Origin of the sequence: Cryobacterium sp. CAN_C2 (assembly GCF_015751745.1) — a bacterium.
GTDB lineage: Bacteria > Actinomycetota > Actinomycetes > Actinomycetales > Microbacteriaceae > Cryobacterium.
The window spans coordinates 315,885-332,291 of the sequence record NZ_JADOUX010000002.1; the positions used below are offsets into that span (position 1 = coordinate 315,885).

The 16,407-nt window shown below is 65.7% G+C and carries 16 protein-coding genes; 6 read left to right on the top strand and 10 right to left on the bottom strand.

Annotated features, from left to right (window positions below; translation table 11 throughout):
* Positions 1-39: 39 nt before the first annotated feature.
* Entirely contained in the window at positions 40-1,089 is a 1,050-nt protein-coding gene (locus IWX77_RS03065; RefSeq protein WP_196843015.1) for a zinc-dependent alcohol dehydrogenase family protein, read from the top strand.
* Positions 1,090-1,264: 175 nt separating this feature from the next.
* On the top strand, positions 1,265-1,609 hold the full coding sequence (locus IWX77_RS03070; RefSeq protein ID WP_196843016.1) for a hypothetical protein: 345 nt from the start codon (positions 1,265-1,267) through the stop codon (positions 1,607-1,609).
* 21 nt (positions 1,610-1,630) lie between these two features.
* Here IWX77_RS03070 and IWX77_RS03075 read toward each other — a convergent pair whose 3' ends face one another.
* Positions 1,631-2,266 carry a nitroreductase family protein gene (locus IWX77_RS03075; protein ID WP_196843017.1) on the bottom strand — a complete coding sequence of 212 codons (636 nt, stop codon included), beginning with the start codon at positions 2,264-2,266 and terminating at the stop codon, positions 1,631-1,633.
* Positions 2,267-2,423: 157 nt separating this feature from the next.
* Between IWX77_RS03075 and IWX77_RS03080 the strand changes: the two genes are divergently transcribed.
* Positions 2,424-3,131: a hypothetical protein gene (locus tag IWX77_RS03080; protein ID WP_196843018.1), complete on the top strand. Its 708-nt coding sequence runs from the start codon at positions 2,424-2,426 to the stop codon at positions 3,129-3,131.
* On the opposite strand, the gene IWX77_RS03085 is transcribed toward IWX77_RS03080, so the two are convergent.
* The 8 genes from IWX77_RS03085 to IWX77_RS03120 form a co-directional block, all read right to left on the bottom strand.
* A complete protein-coding gene (locus IWX77_RS03085) occupies positions 3,132-4,817 on the bottom strand; it encodes a long-chain-fatty-acid--CoA ligase (RefSeq protein WP_196843019.1) in 1,686 nt (561 codons plus the stop codon).
* A complete protein-coding gene (locus IWX77_RS03090; protein ID WP_297413426.1) occupies positions 4,814-5,878 on the bottom strand; it encodes a threonine aldolase family protein in 1,065 nt (354 codons plus the stop codon). Before IWX77_RS03090 ends, IWX77_RS03085 begins: the two co-directional genes overlap by 4 nt.
* Before the next feature lie 56 nt (positions 5,879-5,934).
* Positions 5,935-7,047: an ABC transporter permease gene (locus tag IWX77_RS03095; protein WP_196843021.1), complete on the bottom strand. Its 1,113-nt coding sequence runs from the start codon at positions 7,045-7,047 to the stop codon at positions 5,935-5,937.
* Positions 7,044-7,928, bottom strand: coding sequence for an ABC transporter ATP-binding protein (locus tag IWX77_RS03100; RefSeq protein ID WP_196843022.1), 885 nt, complete (start codon positions 7,926-7,928; stop codon positions 7,044-7,046). Before IWX77_RS03100 ends, IWX77_RS03095 begins: the two co-directional genes overlap by 4 nt.
* Before the next feature lie 254 nt (positions 7,929-8,182).
* On the bottom strand, positions 8,183-8,896 hold the full coding sequence (locus tag IWX77_RS03105; RefSeq protein WP_196843023.1) for an SDR family NAD(P)-dependent oxidoreductase: 714 nt from the start codon (positions 8,894-8,896) through the stop codon (positions 8,183-8,185).
* On the bottom strand, positions 8,896-10,305 hold the full coding sequence (locus tag IWX77_RS03110) for a DUF6421 family protein (protein ID WP_196843024.1): 1,410 nt from the start codon (positions 10,303-10,305) through the stop codon (positions 8,896-8,898). The genes IWX77_RS03105 and IWX77_RS03110 overlap by 1 nt, the downstream gene beginning before the upstream one ends.
* Positions 10,306-10,481: 176 nt before the next feature.
* On the bottom strand, positions 10,482-11,372 hold the full coding sequence (locus tag IWX77_RS03115) for an amidohydrolase family protein (RefSeq protein ID WP_196843025.1): 891 nt from the start codon (positions 11,370-11,372) through the stop codon (positions 10,482-10,484).
* A 54-nt stretch (positions 11,373-11,426) separates the two neighbouring features.
* Positions 11,427-12,176, bottom strand: coding sequence for an LLM class flavin-dependent oxidoreductase (locus tag IWX77_RS03120; protein WP_297413433.1), 750 nt, complete (start codon positions 12,174-12,176; stop codon positions 11,427-11,429).
* 88 nt (positions 12,177-12,264) lie between these two features.
* Here IWX77_RS03120 and IWX77_RS03125 point away from each other — a divergent pair, with 88 nt between their 5' ends.
* A complete protein-coding gene (locus IWX77_RS03125; protein ID WP_196843026.1) occupies positions 12,265-12,672 on the top strand; it encodes a DUF3592 domain-containing protein in 408 nt (135 codons plus the stop codon).
* 3 nt (positions 12,673-12,675) lie between these two features.
* On the opposite strand, the gene IWX77_RS03130 is transcribed toward IWX77_RS03125, so the two are convergent.
* Entirely contained in the window at positions 12,676-13,824 is a 1,149-nt protein-coding gene (locus IWX77_RS03130) for a cation:proton antiporter (RefSeq protein WP_196843027.1), read from the bottom strand.
* Between the two features lie 63 nt (positions 13,825-13,887).
* Between IWX77_RS03130 and IWX77_RS03135 the strand changes: the two genes are divergently transcribed.
* Both IWX77_RS03135 and IWX77_RS03140 read left to right on the top strand, forming a co-directional pair.
* Positions 13,888-14,739, top strand: a complete 852-nt coding sequence (locus IWX77_RS03135; RefSeq protein WP_196843028.1) for an SDR family oxidoreductase — start codon at positions 13,888-13,890, stop codon at positions 14,737-14,739.
* Positions 14,740-15,152: 413 nt separating this feature from the next.
* On the top strand, positions 15,153-16,407 hold a 1,255-nt coding region (locus IWX77_RS03140), incomplete at its 3' end, for a DUF222 domain-containing protein (protein ID WP_196843029.1).

Here is a 16,407-nt window from a genome sequence, read left to right on the forward strand (position 1 = left end):
CGGAGGTGGGTCTCAGGTTCGTCCGGTTAGGCTCAAACAATGCTCGCAACTGTGATTTATGGTGAACGGGATGTTCGCCTCGAAGAAGTTCCCGAACCCGTACTCTCGACCGGGGGCGACGCCATCGTTCGCGTGGTCGCGGCCTGCGTCTGCGGGTCGGACCTGTGGCCCTACCGCGGCGTCACACCGACCAATGAACCGCAACGGATCGGCCACGAATTCGTCGGCATCGTCGAAGCCATCGGTCCGGACGTGTCGACCCTCACGGTCGGCGACTTCGTCATCGCGCCGTTCTACGACTGTGACGGAACCTGCGTCAACTGCCAGAACGGCGTGAGCACCTCCTGCCTCAACGGCGGCTGGTGGGGAGCGAAGGACCAGCTCGGAGGATTCGCCGATGGCGCGCAGGGGGAGCGCGTGCGCGTTCCCCACGCCGACGGTTCACTCGTTGTCACACCGACCGTTCCAAATGACGACCTCGTACCGAGCCTGCTGACCCTCGCCGACGTTATGGGCACGGGACATCACGCGGCCGTCTCGGCCGGGGTGACGCCGGGCAGCACCGTTGTCGTTGTCGGTGATGGAGCCGTCGGGCTGTGCGCCATTCTGGCGAGCAAGCGCCTCGGTGCGAGCCGCATAGTTGCCATGTCACGCCACGCCGACCGCCAGGCCGTGGCCCGCGAATTCGGTGCGACCGATGTCATCAAGGAGCGCGGTGACGAGGGCGTCGCCGCCGTCAAGGCCCTGTTCGACGGTGTGGGCGCCGATTTCGTACTGGAGTGCGTCGGTACCCAGGAATCCATGGATCAGGCCATCCGCTCGGCTCGCCCCGGGGGAATGGTCGGCTACGTCGGCGTGCCCAACGGCGGCGCCGAACTGCCGATTCGCACCCTGTTCGGAACGAACGTCGGCGTGAACGGGGGCGTCGCATCCGTTCGCAGCTATGTGGAGGAGCTTTTGCCCGAGGTGCTCTCTGGTCAGATCAACCCGGGAAGGGTGTTCGACCTGCAGCTGCCTCTCGGCGAAGTCGCCGAGGCCTACGCCGCGATGGATGAACGCCGCGCCATCAAGGTGCTTCTGCGCCCGTAATACCCGGACGGATTGACCAAGACCGGCCGGCCGCTGTGGAAGGACAGTCGTGAATCAACCGTTCCTCTGGGGAGGGCTGCTGTTTTTCACCGGTGCCGTCGCAATTCTTAGGCTCGTGGTGGGGCGCCCTCTGCTTCGCCTACGTTCGGTTCGCGTGGGGTGGGTGTGGGCCTCGGTGGCGTTTGCAAGCGGGCTTGCGCTCGTGTTTCACTGCGCGGCAATGTTCTTCGGACCCTGGATCGACGCAGTGCCGTTTCTGCAGGCACCGGCGAACATGGTTCGCCTGATGGGCGTTGGAAGCGAAATCGCGTACTGGGTACCCGCCGCCGCCCTGTTGGTGGCGTGGCGGCGCGTATGGTGGCCGGCCCTCGCGGCCCTCGTCGTCACCCTTGCCGGCGTGGGCGTGACCATGTACTGGCCGTTTCCGCTCTCGGTGCACCTCGCCTGGCTCACGGCGGTGATCATTGTCGGTTCGTTGGTTCCGACCCTGTTGCTCCGTGGGCCACTCGCTGTTCGATAGTCGTACGCTGTTATCTTGCGCTCAGTCGTTGACGAGCAGCAGCTCCGTGAGGGGCTTGCGAGTGCGCGGGGCAACTTCGCGCTCGCGCAGCTCCGGGGTGAGGTCGTCGAGCTTGCCGAGCACGCCGAGTGCGGTGACGGTCACGACGGCTTGGTCCTCGGTGAGGTTGAACGCTGCCGCGATCGCCGGCCCGTCGAAGCCACCCATCTGGTGAGTGTGCAGACCGTCGTGCTGGGCTTGAATCGTGAGGTGGGCAACGGCCTGGCCGAGGTCGTAGCGCGCCCACGGGTTTTCGCGCGTTTCATCGATCGAGAGCTTCGCAACGCTGACAATCAAAACGGATGCCGTGTCGGCCCACGCCCTGTTGAACCCCATCAGCGCGTCGTTGATCGTGGCGAAGCTCGCCGATCCGCGGCGGGCAACGATGAAGCGCGACGGCTGCATGTTACTCGCCGAGGGGGCCCAACGAGCCGCTTCGAGCACCGTCGTGAGGGTCGCCTCGTCGATGACGGCGGTCGGGTCGTAGGCGCGGGGGCTCCAGCGCGCGGCCAGGCTCGGCAGCAGGGGGGACAGGGTGTTGGCGTGGCGGTCGGCCGGAATAGTTGCAGTCAGCGTAGTTGCAGTCAGCGCAGTTGCAGTCAGCGGGGCGTCAGTCATGGCGGGTCCTTTGGAAGAAGTGGCCGAGCGGATAGGCGGGGCAACTCTGACCCATCTGCTTCAACGTATTCGGCGCTGGGCTATTCCGCCAAACGTGCCGATCTTGGCGGCTGGGTGTGGGCAACCGCTAGGGTGACATACAACGGGGGAACACAGCATGGTTGCTCGCACGCCGGTTATTCATCGTCAGCTCCACGCTCGGCTGAGCGCTGTCGGTGCCGTGCTTGCGCTGTCACTGAGCGGATGCAGCGCGTTCTTTCCCAACGAGGTGACGCCCACCGGCGCTGTTGCGTCTCCCGAGCCCGCAGCCTGCAGCACCGCGGATGCGCACCTGGTCTGGCAGCGCATGCAGGAGGCTCAGCCCGCGGCACTCGGCCACCGGGAGATCACGGTTTCTGCGGACGGCTCCGAGACGAAGGTCGATACCGAACTTCTTTATACGTCGAGCCTCACGAGCGACGAGTTGCGGTCGCGCGACTATTTCGCTCCTGACTGGATCAATTTTCTGCTGTCGGAGTTTGAGGACACGGGGCAGACGGATATGACCGATCTCGGCCATCCGCACGTTGATTTTGATGCGGCGAAACCGTCGGTCCCGCTGGTTGGAACGACGATCGTGGGCTTTCAGACCGACCAGATTCAGGTCGCCTTCGATGTGTCGTGCAATGGGAGCGAGATGGGTTCGGGGCTGCTCACCACGAGCGGGAACGGACTGAATGCGACCATGCTGCTGTGCGGAGCGCTCAGCGAGCACGACCAGCCGACGCCCGAGCCTACGACCGACGCCCCGAACGTCGGCGGTTTTAGCTTTCCCGATGAGGGGTATCAGAGGCAATTAAGCAGCTACTGCCCCGACCACGGATAGCTACTTGCCCTGGAGGCGATTGCGCACTTCGCGGCGCAGCACCTTGCCGAGCAACGAGCGCGGCAGGTCGTCAACCTCGACGATGCGCCGTGGCACCTTGTAGGCGGACAATCGGGTGCGGCAGTACTCGCGCACCGCGTTCACGTCTAGTTCCGCGCCGGGGGTGAGTACCACGACGGCGACCACGTCTTCGCCACCGTTTGCGCTCGGTACCCCGACTACGGCCGCATCGGAAATGTCGGGGTGGGAGAGCAGCGCCTCTTCGACCTCGGAGGGCGACACGTTGAAACCGCCGGTGATGATGAGCTCTTTCATGCGGTCGACGACGGTGATGAAACCATCGGCCGAGACCCGCACGATGTCGCCGGTGCGCAGCCATCCGCCGGGTAGCAGCGCCGCGGCGCTCTCGGTCGGTCGGTCCCAATAGCCCGAGAAGATCTGCGGGCCGGCTACGAGCAGCTCGCCCTCCTCCTCGAAGCCGCGCTCGATCGTCGGGTCTTCCGGGTCGACCACGCGAATGTCGGTGCTCGGAAACGGCACACCGACCGTTCCGGGGCGACGGCTCGGGCCGATCGGATTACCGGCCACGATCGGTGAGGCCTCGGTCATGCCATAGCCCTCGACCAGCAGTCCGCCGGTGGCATTCTCCCAGCGTTCCACAATCAACACCGGCAAGTTCATGGCGCCAGAGATGGCAAAGCGGATGCCCGCGAGGCTCACCTTCTTCTTCGCCGCGGCCATGACCAGGCGGTCGTAGATTGGCGGCACCGCCGGCAGAAAGGTGGGTGGCGCGTGCCTGGTTGCATCGAGCACGAGCTTCTCGTCGAACTTGGGAAACAGCACGAGTCGGGCGCCGATGCTCATCGAGAAAGTGAGGCAGAGGGTGAGGCCGTAGGCATGAAACATGGGCAGTACGCCGTACACCGTTTCATCACCTGGTCGGAGGCCTGCAACCCAGGCGGAGCCCTGTGCAGCGTTGGCGCGCAGGTTGTAGTGGCTGAGAATCGCGCCCTTCGGGGTGCCGGTCGTGCCGCTCGTGTATTGCAGCACGGCGGTGTCGGTCAGTAGCGGGCGTTGGTGTGACGGGTGCAGCTTCCGGGCTCCCACGATCGACTCCCAGGTGATCGCACCCTTTCCCGGCCCGCCGGTCAGGGCTGCACGAGCCTCCTGGGCCTTCTTGATCGGCAGCTTGAGGGCCAGCCGTTTCGAGAGCGGCATCGCGCGTGTGAGGTCAACGGTGACGACATCCGCCACCCCCATGTCTTTTGGAAAAGCACGCACGGCCTCGTAGGCCTTGTCCCAGACGATCGCGACACGAGCGCCGTGGTCTTCGAACTGGTGGCGCAGTTCCCGCGGCGTGTAGAGCGGGTTGTGCTCGACCACGATGGCGCCGAGGCGCAGCACCGCATAGAACGCGACGACGTGCTGCGGGCAGTTGGGCAGCACGAGGGCCACTCGGTCGCCCGGGCTCACGCCGAGCTTGCGCAGTCCGTTCGCGGCCCGGGAGATCTGCTCGCCGAGCTGCTCGTAGGTGGTTGTGGAGCCGAAGAAGTCGAGGGCGATTGCCGGCGCAAACTGCTCAGCCGAGGTTTCCATCATGTCGGTGAGGGTTTGGGTGGTTTCGGCGATCGTGCCGGGAACGCCGGGGGCGTAGGAGGCCAGCCACGGCTGATCCCTCAAGGTCATGACAACTCTCGGGTGATTGCGGCGACGAACTGATCGATGTCGTCTTCGGTGGTGTCGAAGCCGCACATCCAGCGCACCTCGTTCTTTGAGGCGTCCCAATCGTAGAACCGAAAAGACTCCCGCAACCGGTCGGCGACGCCGGGGGGGAGGATGGCGAAAATGGCGTTGGCCTGCGTGGCCTGGCTGAAGGCCAGCCCCCTGATGGTGCCTTGAGCGAGTTCGCCCTCGAGCGCACCGCGCAGTCGGATGGCCATCGCGTTGGAATGGGTCGCGTTCCGCAGCCAGAGGTCGCCGTCGAGCAGCGCGATGAGCTGCGCCGAAACGAAACGCATCTTGCTGGAGAGCTGCATGTTCGACTTGCGCAGAAACTTCAAACCAGTGGATGCGGCCGGGTTGAGTACCACGATGCACTCACCGAGCATCATGCCGTTCTTGGTGCCGCCGAAGCTGAGCACGTCGACGCCGGCATCCCGGGTGAACGCGCGTAGCGGCACCCCGAGGCTCGCGGCCGCGTTGCTGATGCGGGCACCGTCCATGTGCAGCGTCATGCCCTTGGAGTGGGCGTGATCGGCGATGGCGCGCACCTCGTCGACCGTGTACGCGGTGCCGAGCTCGGTGGTCTGCGTGATGGCCACGACGAGCGGCTGGGCGCGGTGCTCATCGCCCCAGCCCCAGGCCTCCTGGTCGATGAGTTCGGGGGTGAGTTTGCCGTCGGGGGTGGCTATCGGAAGCAGCTTGAAACCGCCGACGTGTTCGGGGGCGCCGCCCTCGTCGTTGTGAATGTGCGCGGTGGCCGAGCAAATCACGGCGCCCCAGCGTGGCAGCATCGACTGCAGGCCGGTGACGTTGGCGCCGGTACCGTTGAACACCGGGAACGCTTCGACGCCGTCACCGAACTGTTCGACGAAGACTTCCTGCAGGCGGGCCGTGTAGGCGTCTTCGCCGTAGGCGATCTGGTGGGCGCCATTGGCCTCAGCCATGGCCTCCAGAATTTCCGGATGGATTCCGGAGTAGTTGTCGGAGGCGAAACCGCGAGAAGTCAGATCATGGAGTTGGGTCACGCCTCTATCCTCCCGCATTCGGCTGGTCATCTGCCCGACGTGCGCAGGAGCAACTCTCAGCGGTGCAGGGCCTCGCGCAGCGAGACGCGGGCGCCCATGCGCAGCAGCGCGTTGGAGTAGATGCGCGACCCGATCACAATCACCACCATTGTCGACAGGGCCAGCACGACCAGGGAAAGCACGGGCTCCCACCATTCGGCCTGGCCGAGGAAGATGCGCACCGGCATGCCGACCGGGGCCGAGAACGGAACGTACGACATAATCGCCAGCACGAACGGGTTGTCGTTGAAGAAGACGACCATAAAGTAGGGGATCATCACGAGGAACAGCACCGGCGAGGTCGCCGAGCCCACGTCTTCCTGCCGGGACACCATCGACGCCGTGGCCGCGTAGAGTGCGGCGAGCAGTACAAATCCGAAGGCGAAGAACACGGCAAACCAGACGATGGCCGGGCCGACTTCGGCCAGCAGCACCCGTTGACCGGTCACCGCCAGGCCGATGGACACGAGCAGGCCGATGGACACGATCTGCCCGAACGCCATCAGGCTGTTGCCGAGCACCTTGCCGGCGAGCAGAGCCCGCACCGAGATGGTCGACATGAGAATCTCGACGATGCGGGTCTGCTTCTCTTCGACCACGCTCTGGGCGATCGTCGCGCCGAAGGTCGTCGCCGACATGAGAAAGATGATGCCGAACCCGATGGCAACGAGGTAGGCGAGAAAGCCGTCTTGTTGGGCTGGGTCGAGAATCTTCAGGTCTGGGCTCACACTGAGCGTGCCGAGCACCTCGCGCGGCGCTGAATCCAGGGCGATCACCGTGATGCCGAGCCGGGAATCGGCATTCGTCGACGGCACAACGGCCGCATCGACCGTGCCGGCGCGCACGAGCGCTTCGGCGTCGGCGACAGTGTCGGCCTCCACGATGTCGAAGGCTTCGGTTTGTTCGACAACGCCGAGGGCGGTGCCCACCACCGCGACCTTGGTCAGGCTCGGGTTCTGGCTGACGATGCTGCCGACGATGACCGATGCCATGGACAGGAGCAGCAGAATTCCGGTGGCGATGAGAAAGGATCTACTGCGCAGTCGTGCCGAAATCTCGCGGTTGGAGATCAGCCAGACGCCCTGGGCGAAGGTGGGCGCGGTGTGCACCGGGCGGGTGGCGTTGGTCACGAGGTGACCTCCTTGAAGATGGTCGCGAGGGTGGGCCTCTGCTGGCTGAAGGTGTGTACCGCGCCGAGCGCGACCGCACGGTGCAGAACGTCCTGGCTGGCGGTATCCGTTTCAGCTTCGAACACAGCGAAGTCGCCGTCGAAGTCTATGACGGTGATGCCGGGCACCGTGCGGATCCAGCCGGTGTCGCCGGCGGTGCGAATCTCAAAGCGCGGGCTACCGTGCTGCTCGCGCAGGGCGTCGCGGGAGCCGTTCGCGCGGATCTCGCCGTCGGCGATGATGACGAGGTCGTCGCAGAGCCGTTCGACGATGTCGAGCTGGTGCGAGGAGAACAGCACGGGTGCGCCCTGCGCCGCGAAGCCGGCGAGCACGCTCATCACAACCTCCACCGCGAGCGGGTCGAGGCCGGAGAACGGCTCGTCGAGCACGAGAAATTCGGGGTCGTGCACGAGTGCGGCGGCGATCTGGGCGCGCTGCTGATTGCCGAGCGAGAGGGACTCGACGGTGTCGCGGGCGCGCTCGCCGAGACCGAGGCGCTCAAGCAGATCGGCGGTGTTGCGGCGAGCGGATGCCGGCGACAGCCCATGCAGGCGGGCCAGGTACACAAGCTGCTCGGCGACCTTCATCTTTGGGTAGAGGCCGCGCTCTTCGGGCATATAGCCGAACCGGCGGCGGTCGCTCGCGGTTACCGGCACTCCGTCGATGAGCACGGTGCCGGAATCGGGAGAGAGCACACCGAGAATGATGCGCATCGTCGTGGTCTTGCCGGCGCCATTCGCGCCGACGAAGCCGGTCATGCGGCCGTCGGCGACGGTGAAGCTCACGTCGGTGAGCACCTCCCTCATGCCGTAGCGCTTGTTGACGCCCCTGATATCGAGCATTGCCGCCCCTTCGTCGCCGGTAGTCTCACGCTAGCGCGATCGACGGCAGCTGTGCCGACGTTCCAGCGCCGACGTTCCAGCGCCGACGAGATCATCCATCGAGATAGCCGTCGTGTTGGGCTCATCAAGACGATTCCACTGGTACGTGTACGTGCTTCCCGCGTCCCGGTTTGTTCCCGCATCACCGGTCAATACCTGTCCTGCTCCGACCTCACCGGTGGTGGTGGCCGGGCCTGTCAGCCGGGCCCCAGCAACTACTGCGTGCGACGCGATGGCGTGCCTCCGGCCGCATTATCTGCCGGACCGGGCTCGAGCACGACTCGGGCGTCATGAGCGGATGCCTCGGCCTCGGTCCACAGCCCCACCACACGCCCAGCCAGCTCGCCTTCAAGCCCTGCGAGCGATCGCACAACGAAGATCACTGCGGCGGCCGGTACGGCGGCTTTCGCAAACCCGTGCCCGATCGCGCGCACCCAGGTCTCGGCCGCGGACTTCGCCGCGGCGTAATTCGCACCGCCCGCAGTGGGGTTGTCGACCGAGACGCTCGAGACGATTGCGAGTCGCCCAGCCGACGAGGCCAGCAGGTCGGCGTTGAATGCCCGGGTCGTGTTGCGCAGCGTGGAGATCACGTGCGCGTGCAAAAAATCCCAGTCCTCGTCGGTCTGGCCGGCGAGACCGCCGCCGCCGCGCCATCCACCCACCAGATGAATCAGCCCGTCAATGGGGCCGTGCAACGCCGATACCTGTGCCGCAAGAGCAGTTACCGCGTCGAAGTCGGCGAGGTCGCACTCGAAGACCGCCGCTTCGGGTGCGACCTGGAGCACCGACTGGAGGCGGGCGAGGTTGGAGCCGACGGCGATGACGCGCGCACCGGCATCCGATAGCGATGAGGCGACGGCCAGACCGGCCGTGCTGGTCGCCCCGGCTATCAGCACGGTGCGGCCGGCGACGGCCGGACTGACGCTCATTAGTCGACCGCGCTGCCGGTGATGCCGGCCGTCGAGTCGATGACCGCTCGCATCTTTTTCTCGAGCGCTTCGAAGAACATCGACAACGGAAACTCATCGTCGAGAACCTGGTCTGTGTAGCCCTTGGGCGCTCCGGCGAGCACCTCGAGTGGCAGCCCACGCGCCCAGCTCGACGCCGGGTTCGGCGTGAGGGTCTTCGCAATCATCTCGTAGGCCGCGAGCCAGTGTGCCTTCTTGGGCCGGTCGATCGACGCCCAGTAGAGCTCGTCGATCTGTGCTCCGAGTGCAATGACAACCTCGGGCACGGCTTCCCAATCAAAAGTGAGCCGGGTGTCGGTCCAGTGCAGCACTTTGTGCTGGTGCATCCAGGCGAACAGCAGCTGACCGCCGAGGCCGTCATAGTTGCGCACCCGGTTGCCGGTTATCGCGAACCGAAAGATACGGTCGAAGATGACCGTGTACTGCACCAGTTTGGCGTGGCGGCGGGCCTCGGGGCTCGCCAGTTCGCTGCGCTCGATCGTGACCGACTCGCGAAAAGCGGTCAGGTCGCAGCGCAACTCCTCGAGCGAATAGAGGAAGTACGGCATGCGCTGCTTGATCATGAACGGATCGAACGGCAGATCCCCTCGCATGTGCGTGCGGTCGTGAATGAGATCCCACATCACGAAGGTCTCTTCGGTCAGGTGCTGGTCGTCGAGCAGCTGGGCCGCGTCGTTGGGCAGCTCAAGCCGGGTGATCTGGGCGGCCGCGCGCACCACCCGACGAAAACGGGCGGCTTCGCGGTCGGCGAAGATCGCCCCCCATGTAAACGTCGGAATCTCGCGCATCGCGACCGTTTCGGGAAACAAGACGGCCGAGTTGGTGTCGTAGCCGGGGGTGAAGTCGAGAAAACGAATCGGCACGAACAGTTTGTTCGTATAGCCGGCTTCGAGTTCGCCGATGAATTCCGGCCAGATGACCTCGATCAGCACGGCTTCGACCAGTCGATTGGCGCTGCCGTTCTGGGTGTACATCGGGAACACCACCAGGTGCCGCAGCCCGTTCACACGGAGTTGCTGCGGCTGAAAGGCCATCAGGGAATCGTAGAAGTCCGGCACGCTGAATCCATCGGACACCCAGCGGTCGAAGTCCAGGACCACGGCCGCCAGATACGCGGCATCGTGCGTGAACTGCGGCGTGAGCTCGACGATCGCTGTGGTGATGAGCGAAACGGATGCCGCGGCCTCCGTGTGCCGCTGGGCGTCAGCAATCGACCCGTCTTGCGACTGGAGGGCCTGCAGCGTGGTCGCCGCGGCCTTCAGTCTCAGCCAGGACGCATGCTGAGCGAGGGTCGTGCCGCCGTCTTCGAGAACCTCGGGCTCTCCGACCAGAGCGTTAGCTACGTGTGTTTTTTCAACAGATATCGACATGGGAACCTCCCGTTCTCGTGAGTGCCGCGGTTGCGGCGGGCGTGCACGCCGAAGCGTTCCTTCAGAATATCGGGCAGTGCGCGGCGTTTTCTTGCGATTTGTCGCAACGAATAAGGGCTCCAACCGGGTTTAAGCGCTGAGAATCGCCGTTTGGTCGCGGATTCACGGTAGATGCCCTACTCGCCGATCAGGCGCAGACCGTTGTACCAGCACACCGCGCGCAGCCAGTCGTCGTCAAGCCGCGGCTCCCTGTCACGCAGCCGTTCGAGCGACTCCAGCTGGTGCGCGTACGGGTACGGGATGTTGGGAAAGTCGCTGCCCAACACCACCCGGTCGGGCAGATCGGCCAGCCGTGGCAGCAGAGAGGGGTCGAACGGCGCAAGCTGCTCGAAAAAGTCGGTGAACACCATTGTGGTGTCGAGATGCACCCAGGGGTAGCGCTCGGCGAGATCAAGAAACTCGCCGTACTCCGGGGCGCCGAGGTGAGCGACGACGGCCATCAGGAGCGGATGCCTTGCCAATACTCCCGCAAGATTGTCCGGTCCGGTGATTCCCGGCCGTGCGACCGGCCCGCTACCGACATGGATCACCACCGGGATCGCGGCGTCGGCCAGCAGCCCCCAGACCGGGTCGAGTAGGGGTTCGCGGAGGTCGAACGCCCCGATCTGCGCGTGAACTTTGAACACCCGAGCGCCACGGTCGAGGGCGGACTGCACGTGGTCGAGCACGCCCTCTTCCGGGTAGAACGTGGCGCTCGGCACGCAATCGGCGTGCTCCGCGGCCAGATTGAGCGAGAAATCGGTCAGGGATGCCGCCATCCCCGGGCGATGCGCATAGGACAACGCGGTGAAGCGGCGCACACCGAGGCGACGAATAGTCGCCAGCCGCACATTCTCGTCGTCGCGATACTGTATCGGCCACTCCCGACCGATCAACGCCTCGATCTCGTCGAAGTGCGCCCACACGCGCCGCAGCATCCGCTCGGGTAAGAAATGGGTGTGCAGGTCTACCAGTCCGGGCAGGCCGAGGCCGCGCCACCAGGCCGGCACGTCGTTGTCTGTATGCATCGTTCCCCGTAATTTGCCAGCGTCAATCTTCTTTGCTCGACCATCCGGCGACAGCTAGCTCAGGGCAGGAATAACTTCGCGCTCGAACAGCTCGATGCCGGAACGGTCGTAGGCCGCCTCGGGAAAGTAGTGGATCGAATAGCCGAGGCCGCGCTTCTTCATCGCGGTCAGGCGTTCGACGACTTGTTCGGGGTGCCCACCCCTTGGGCGCTGCCGCTGCGATAGTCGGCCATGAATTTCTCGCCGCCCCCGGCGATCCAGATCGGGATGCCGCCCTGCTGCAACGGGAGCGGCCGAAAAATGGCACCATGCGTGCATTTGATAATGCATCCCGTCGAGGGTGGCGGTGCCCGCGCGCCAGGCCTGCTTCATGATTTGAACGTCCTCGTCGAGGCGGGCGAGGCGCTCGCCCGCTCGGGGAAACCCGTGGCCATAGGCCCGCCACTCGTGTTCGTACCAGCCGGCGCCGATGCCCATCTCGATGCGCCCGCCCGAGATGATGTCGGCCGTTGTGGCGACCTTGGCCAGGTAGCCCGGGTTGCGGTAGCTCATGCAGGTGCACATCTGGCCAAGGCGCACCCGGGTCGTGGTGGCTGCGAAGGATGAAATCAGCGACCACGCCTCGTGGGTGGCCGGCTCGCTCGGTACCGGCACGGTGTGAAAGTGGTCGTAAACCCAGATCGACTCCCAACGGCCGGCATCCGCGTGGGCGGCGAGACCGCTCATCGCGGCCCACTGCTCGGCGGGGTCAATACCGACTAGATCGTGACGCCATCCTTGGGGAACGAATAGTCCAAATCTCATGCGATCAGCCTACGGGGGAAGCCTCAACCGGAGCCGGACGATACGATCGAGCTAGAGGGCCGCACTCGCCGGGCCGCCGAGACAGAGCATGAGGGGCACCGTGGATCTGCACTCCTTCGTCGGCATCCTCAGCGAGATTCTCACGCTTGTCGGCTTGATCATCGGCGGCATCCTCTTTGTCATCGGCCTGGCCGTGCGTGGCATCAGTGGCCACTGGGTGAAAACGGATGCCGTGATCGCGGCCTCCGCAACCGGCACGGTCATCCGCTGGTTCGACGACCTCGGCGACGTTCATGAATGCCCGGCGGCCACGCAGGAGACCCATCAGCTCGCCCCCGGCAGCGACGTCGTGCTGTGGTTTCGCCGGCGGACGCCCGATCGCTGCCGGACCCACGACCCCGACCTCGACGGCAAGGGGCTGCGCCTGACCGGACTCGTGCTGCTCGGCCTGGGTGTCGTGGCCGGCATCATCGGCATTGCGCTGATGTTCCTCTAGCGTTCAACTCGCGGACTGCGGCCCGAATGTCTCCTGCGCGGCCACGCGCCCGCTCGCAAGCGCCGTCACCGCGATCGTGACCAGTGCCCCCAGAATGAGCGCGGCCGCCTCGCCGGGCAACAGTAATCCGAGTTGGGTGCCGATGGTCGCGGCCGCGATGGGAATGCCGAGCTGGGCGGCCGAGAGCAGGCCGAGCGAGATCGGCAGGCCGAGGACCCGCGTGGTGGCGTGCGTCAGCAGGGTTGCCGCTCCGAGCACTAAGCCCAGCAGAATCATCTGCGGGTTGGCCCACAGCTCGGCGATACTCAGCGAGGCGCCGAGCCAGACGAAGAACAACGGCCCCAGAAATCCGTCGGCGAGGGCGAAGAGCTGCCGAGCGAGGCGGCGCGGCTCCCCGACCGCGGCGACGGCCAGCCCGAAGGAGAATCCGGCGAGCATGACCGAGACGTGGGCGAACTCGGCGACCGCCGACAGGGCAAACAGAATCGCCAGCTGAAGGCGCAGTTCGAGGGCGAACTTGCGCCGCTCCGAGAGCCGGTGCAGCCGAGACCTTGCGCCACTCTGCTCGAGGTGGTTCAGCACGAAATACAGCGCCACGGCGAGCAGGGCGATCAGGCCGGCACCGAGCGCGGCCCGCCCGGCATTCGGCGGGTCAATCGCGAGCGGCAACGCGACAATGGCGGCAATGTCGGCGATGGCCACCTGCGCGGTCAGCTCGAGCGCGCCGCGCCCGCGCAACCGCAACGAGCCGAGGATCGGCAGCACGAGCGCGGCCGATGACGAGGCGAGCAGCACGATGTAGAGCGGGGCGTGCTGGGTGCCAAAGAACAGGGCGATGGCGATGCCGAGCCCGGCCGCCGAGATCACGACAACGGCTGCCCGGGACAGGCCGGTCGCCAGGGCCGCCCGTATGGCGGTGCTGCGCATGGGCACGTGCGTGCCGGCCACGAACATCATCAACGCGAAGCCGACATCCGCTAGCAGTGTCAGCGTGGGATCGGTCGAGTCAACCAGGCCCAGGCCGGCCCGGCCGACTAGAATGCCAGCCACGAGCTGGCCGATCACGACGGGAATGTTCCAGCGCGGCGGCGTCGCCAGAAGCGGGCCAAGCATCGCCACCACCGAGATGACAGCGAGAGTCTGGAAGGTCATGGTTGTGAGCGTAGACCGCCGTGCGTGTACCCGTTGGGGCGCGCATGTTGCAATGATGGGGGTATGAGTCGAAGCGTCGCGGGAGCCCGCGTATTGATTACCGGAGCCGCCATGGGTATGGGCCGGCTGTATGCCGAGCGATGCGTCGCAGAGGGGGCGAAAGCCGTGATTCTTTGGGATCGGGATAGCGCCGCGCTCGCCGCGACCAGCGCCAATCTTAATGAACGCTCCAACGGGCGCACGCAGGTCGCCCCCTACGTCGTTGATATTGCCGATCTCGGCGCGATCGCGCAGACCGCCCAGCGGGTGCGCACCGAGATCGGTGACCCCGATGTTGTCATCAACAATGCCGGAATCATTCGTGGCAAGTATTTCTGGGAGCACGACAACGGCGCCGACACCCGCCCGACCATGCAGATCAACGCGCTCGCGCCGATGTACATCACCCGAGAGTTTCTGCCTGCGATGATTGCGAGCGCATACCGCGAGTCACGCATCGTGAACATCGCGTCGGCCGCCGGCACCCTCAGTAACCCGCGAATGAGCGTCTACGCCGCCTCGAAAGCGGCCCTGATCGGCTGGAGCGATTCGCTGCGGCTCGAACTCGTGCAGCAGGGGCACGGTTACGTCAAGGTGACGACGGTGTGCCCGAGCTACATCGACACCGGCATGTTCGAGGGAGCCCGGGGGCCGTTGTTCACCCCACTGATGACCCCGGAATACGTGGTTGACCGGGTCTGGCGGGCGATGCTCGCCGGCACGCCGCAGCTGCTGCTGCCCTGGACGGTGAACCTGTCCAAGGTGCTGCGCGGCGTGCTACCCCTGTCGGCGTGGGACGCCGTCGCCGGTCGGGTCTTCGGCGTGTACCGGTCGATGGATCGGTGGGTCGGTCGCGGGCAGATGACTCGCGAGTGATTGCCGCCCGTGAGGGTGATGGACTCAAGACAGGCAAGCACCGCCAGTGCACCATCTGCGCCCGCGTCAGCGTAGACGCGAGCGGAAACAAACGCGGACACCATCGCGACCACGCACCACCACCACGCACCGGATACGCTGCTCAAAGTCCTCGGAAATCGAGATGCGCTCACCGTCGACTGGGGACCATGATCGGCTTCGGCTGGGTCGTGCTGGCCGGTGTCGTGCAGAGCCTCGTCGTGCTCGTCGTCGGTGTCGGTCGCCGCGATCGGCCATGACGCCGACGAGCGCCTGCTCGGGAGCCGCGGGTCGCGCCACTCCCAGGGCCATCTACCGAACACACCTGCACCCAAAAAGAGCAATTTACCTGAGAATCCCTCGACTCTGGCTCATGGTTTTGGTAGAATGAAACCATGAGCCAGAGCGGCGACACCCCCGAGCCGGGCTTCGTCGATCCGTTCGTTGCGGCGTACGGATGCTCGCCAGTGTCGGTCGCGGAACGCCTCGAGTTCGAAACATTTTGGGCCCAGTGTGAAACCGACTGGAGGCACCACGACGCGGCTGATCTCGCCGCTGATCTCGCGGCTGAGTTTGCGGCTGAGTTCGCGGCTGATGCCGCGCAGTATTCGGGGCTCACCGACCGCGAAGAGGCGGGTCCTGGGTTCGCCGATGACCTTCCTGACGACGCGGCCGACGACGCGGCGGACGACGTGGCCGCTGGCCTTGCCGCTGGCCTTGCCGCTGGCCTTGCCGCTGGCCTTGCCGCTGGCCTTGCCGCTGGCCTTGCCGCTGGCCTTGCCGCCGACTGGGCCGGTGACGGGAATTTGCTGCAGCGCCGTCAGGCGCAGTTTGTTGATCGTGTGGTGTATCTCGAGAGGGTCATCGCGTGGGCGCAAGCGAGCAAGGCGGAGGTTCTCGCCGACGCCTGGAACTACACGTCGAGTATCGCCGAGACCGGTCGTCCCCTGGCCGGTCCTGGCCGGGAGCACGATTGGGATGCCACCTTCGCCGCCCAGCAGGGGCTCATCGCCGAGATGGCGTGCGCGCTGCGTATCCCCTCCGGCACCGCATCCGGCCTGATCCAGCAGAGCCGGGCGCTGGTTGAATCCCGCCCGCTCACCCTCGACGCCCTCCGTCGCGGGCAGATCTCCCTCCGCCATGTGCGGAGGCTACTCGACCAGCTCGACTCCGTGCCGACATCCGTCCACACCGACCTTGAAGCGGTGCTGCTGCTACACGCGAAGAAGCTCACGACTGCCCAGTTCGATGACAAGGCCCGTAAGATCCGCGAACGCTTCCACCCCGACAGCATCACCACCCGCCGCGCCCGGTGCCTGGCCGACCGCACGGTCATGCTCTACCCCGACAACGACGGTATGGCCACGCTGTGGATGCGCGCCGCCGGCGAGGACCTCCTCGCCATCTACCACCGCGTCACCGACACCGCCCGCAGCCTGCAGGGCCCCGGCGAGTCGCGCACCCTCGCCCAGTTGCGGGCGGATGTCGCCGTTGACCTGCTCGCTTGCGGCGTCACCGAGACCGGTCTCGGCGCGGGTGTCGGCGCGACCGTGAACGTGACCGTTCCGGTGCTGACCCTGCTCGGTCGAAGCGACGAGCCGGCCGAATTGGAAGGGTACGGGCCGATCGATCCGCACACCGCCCGCAGGC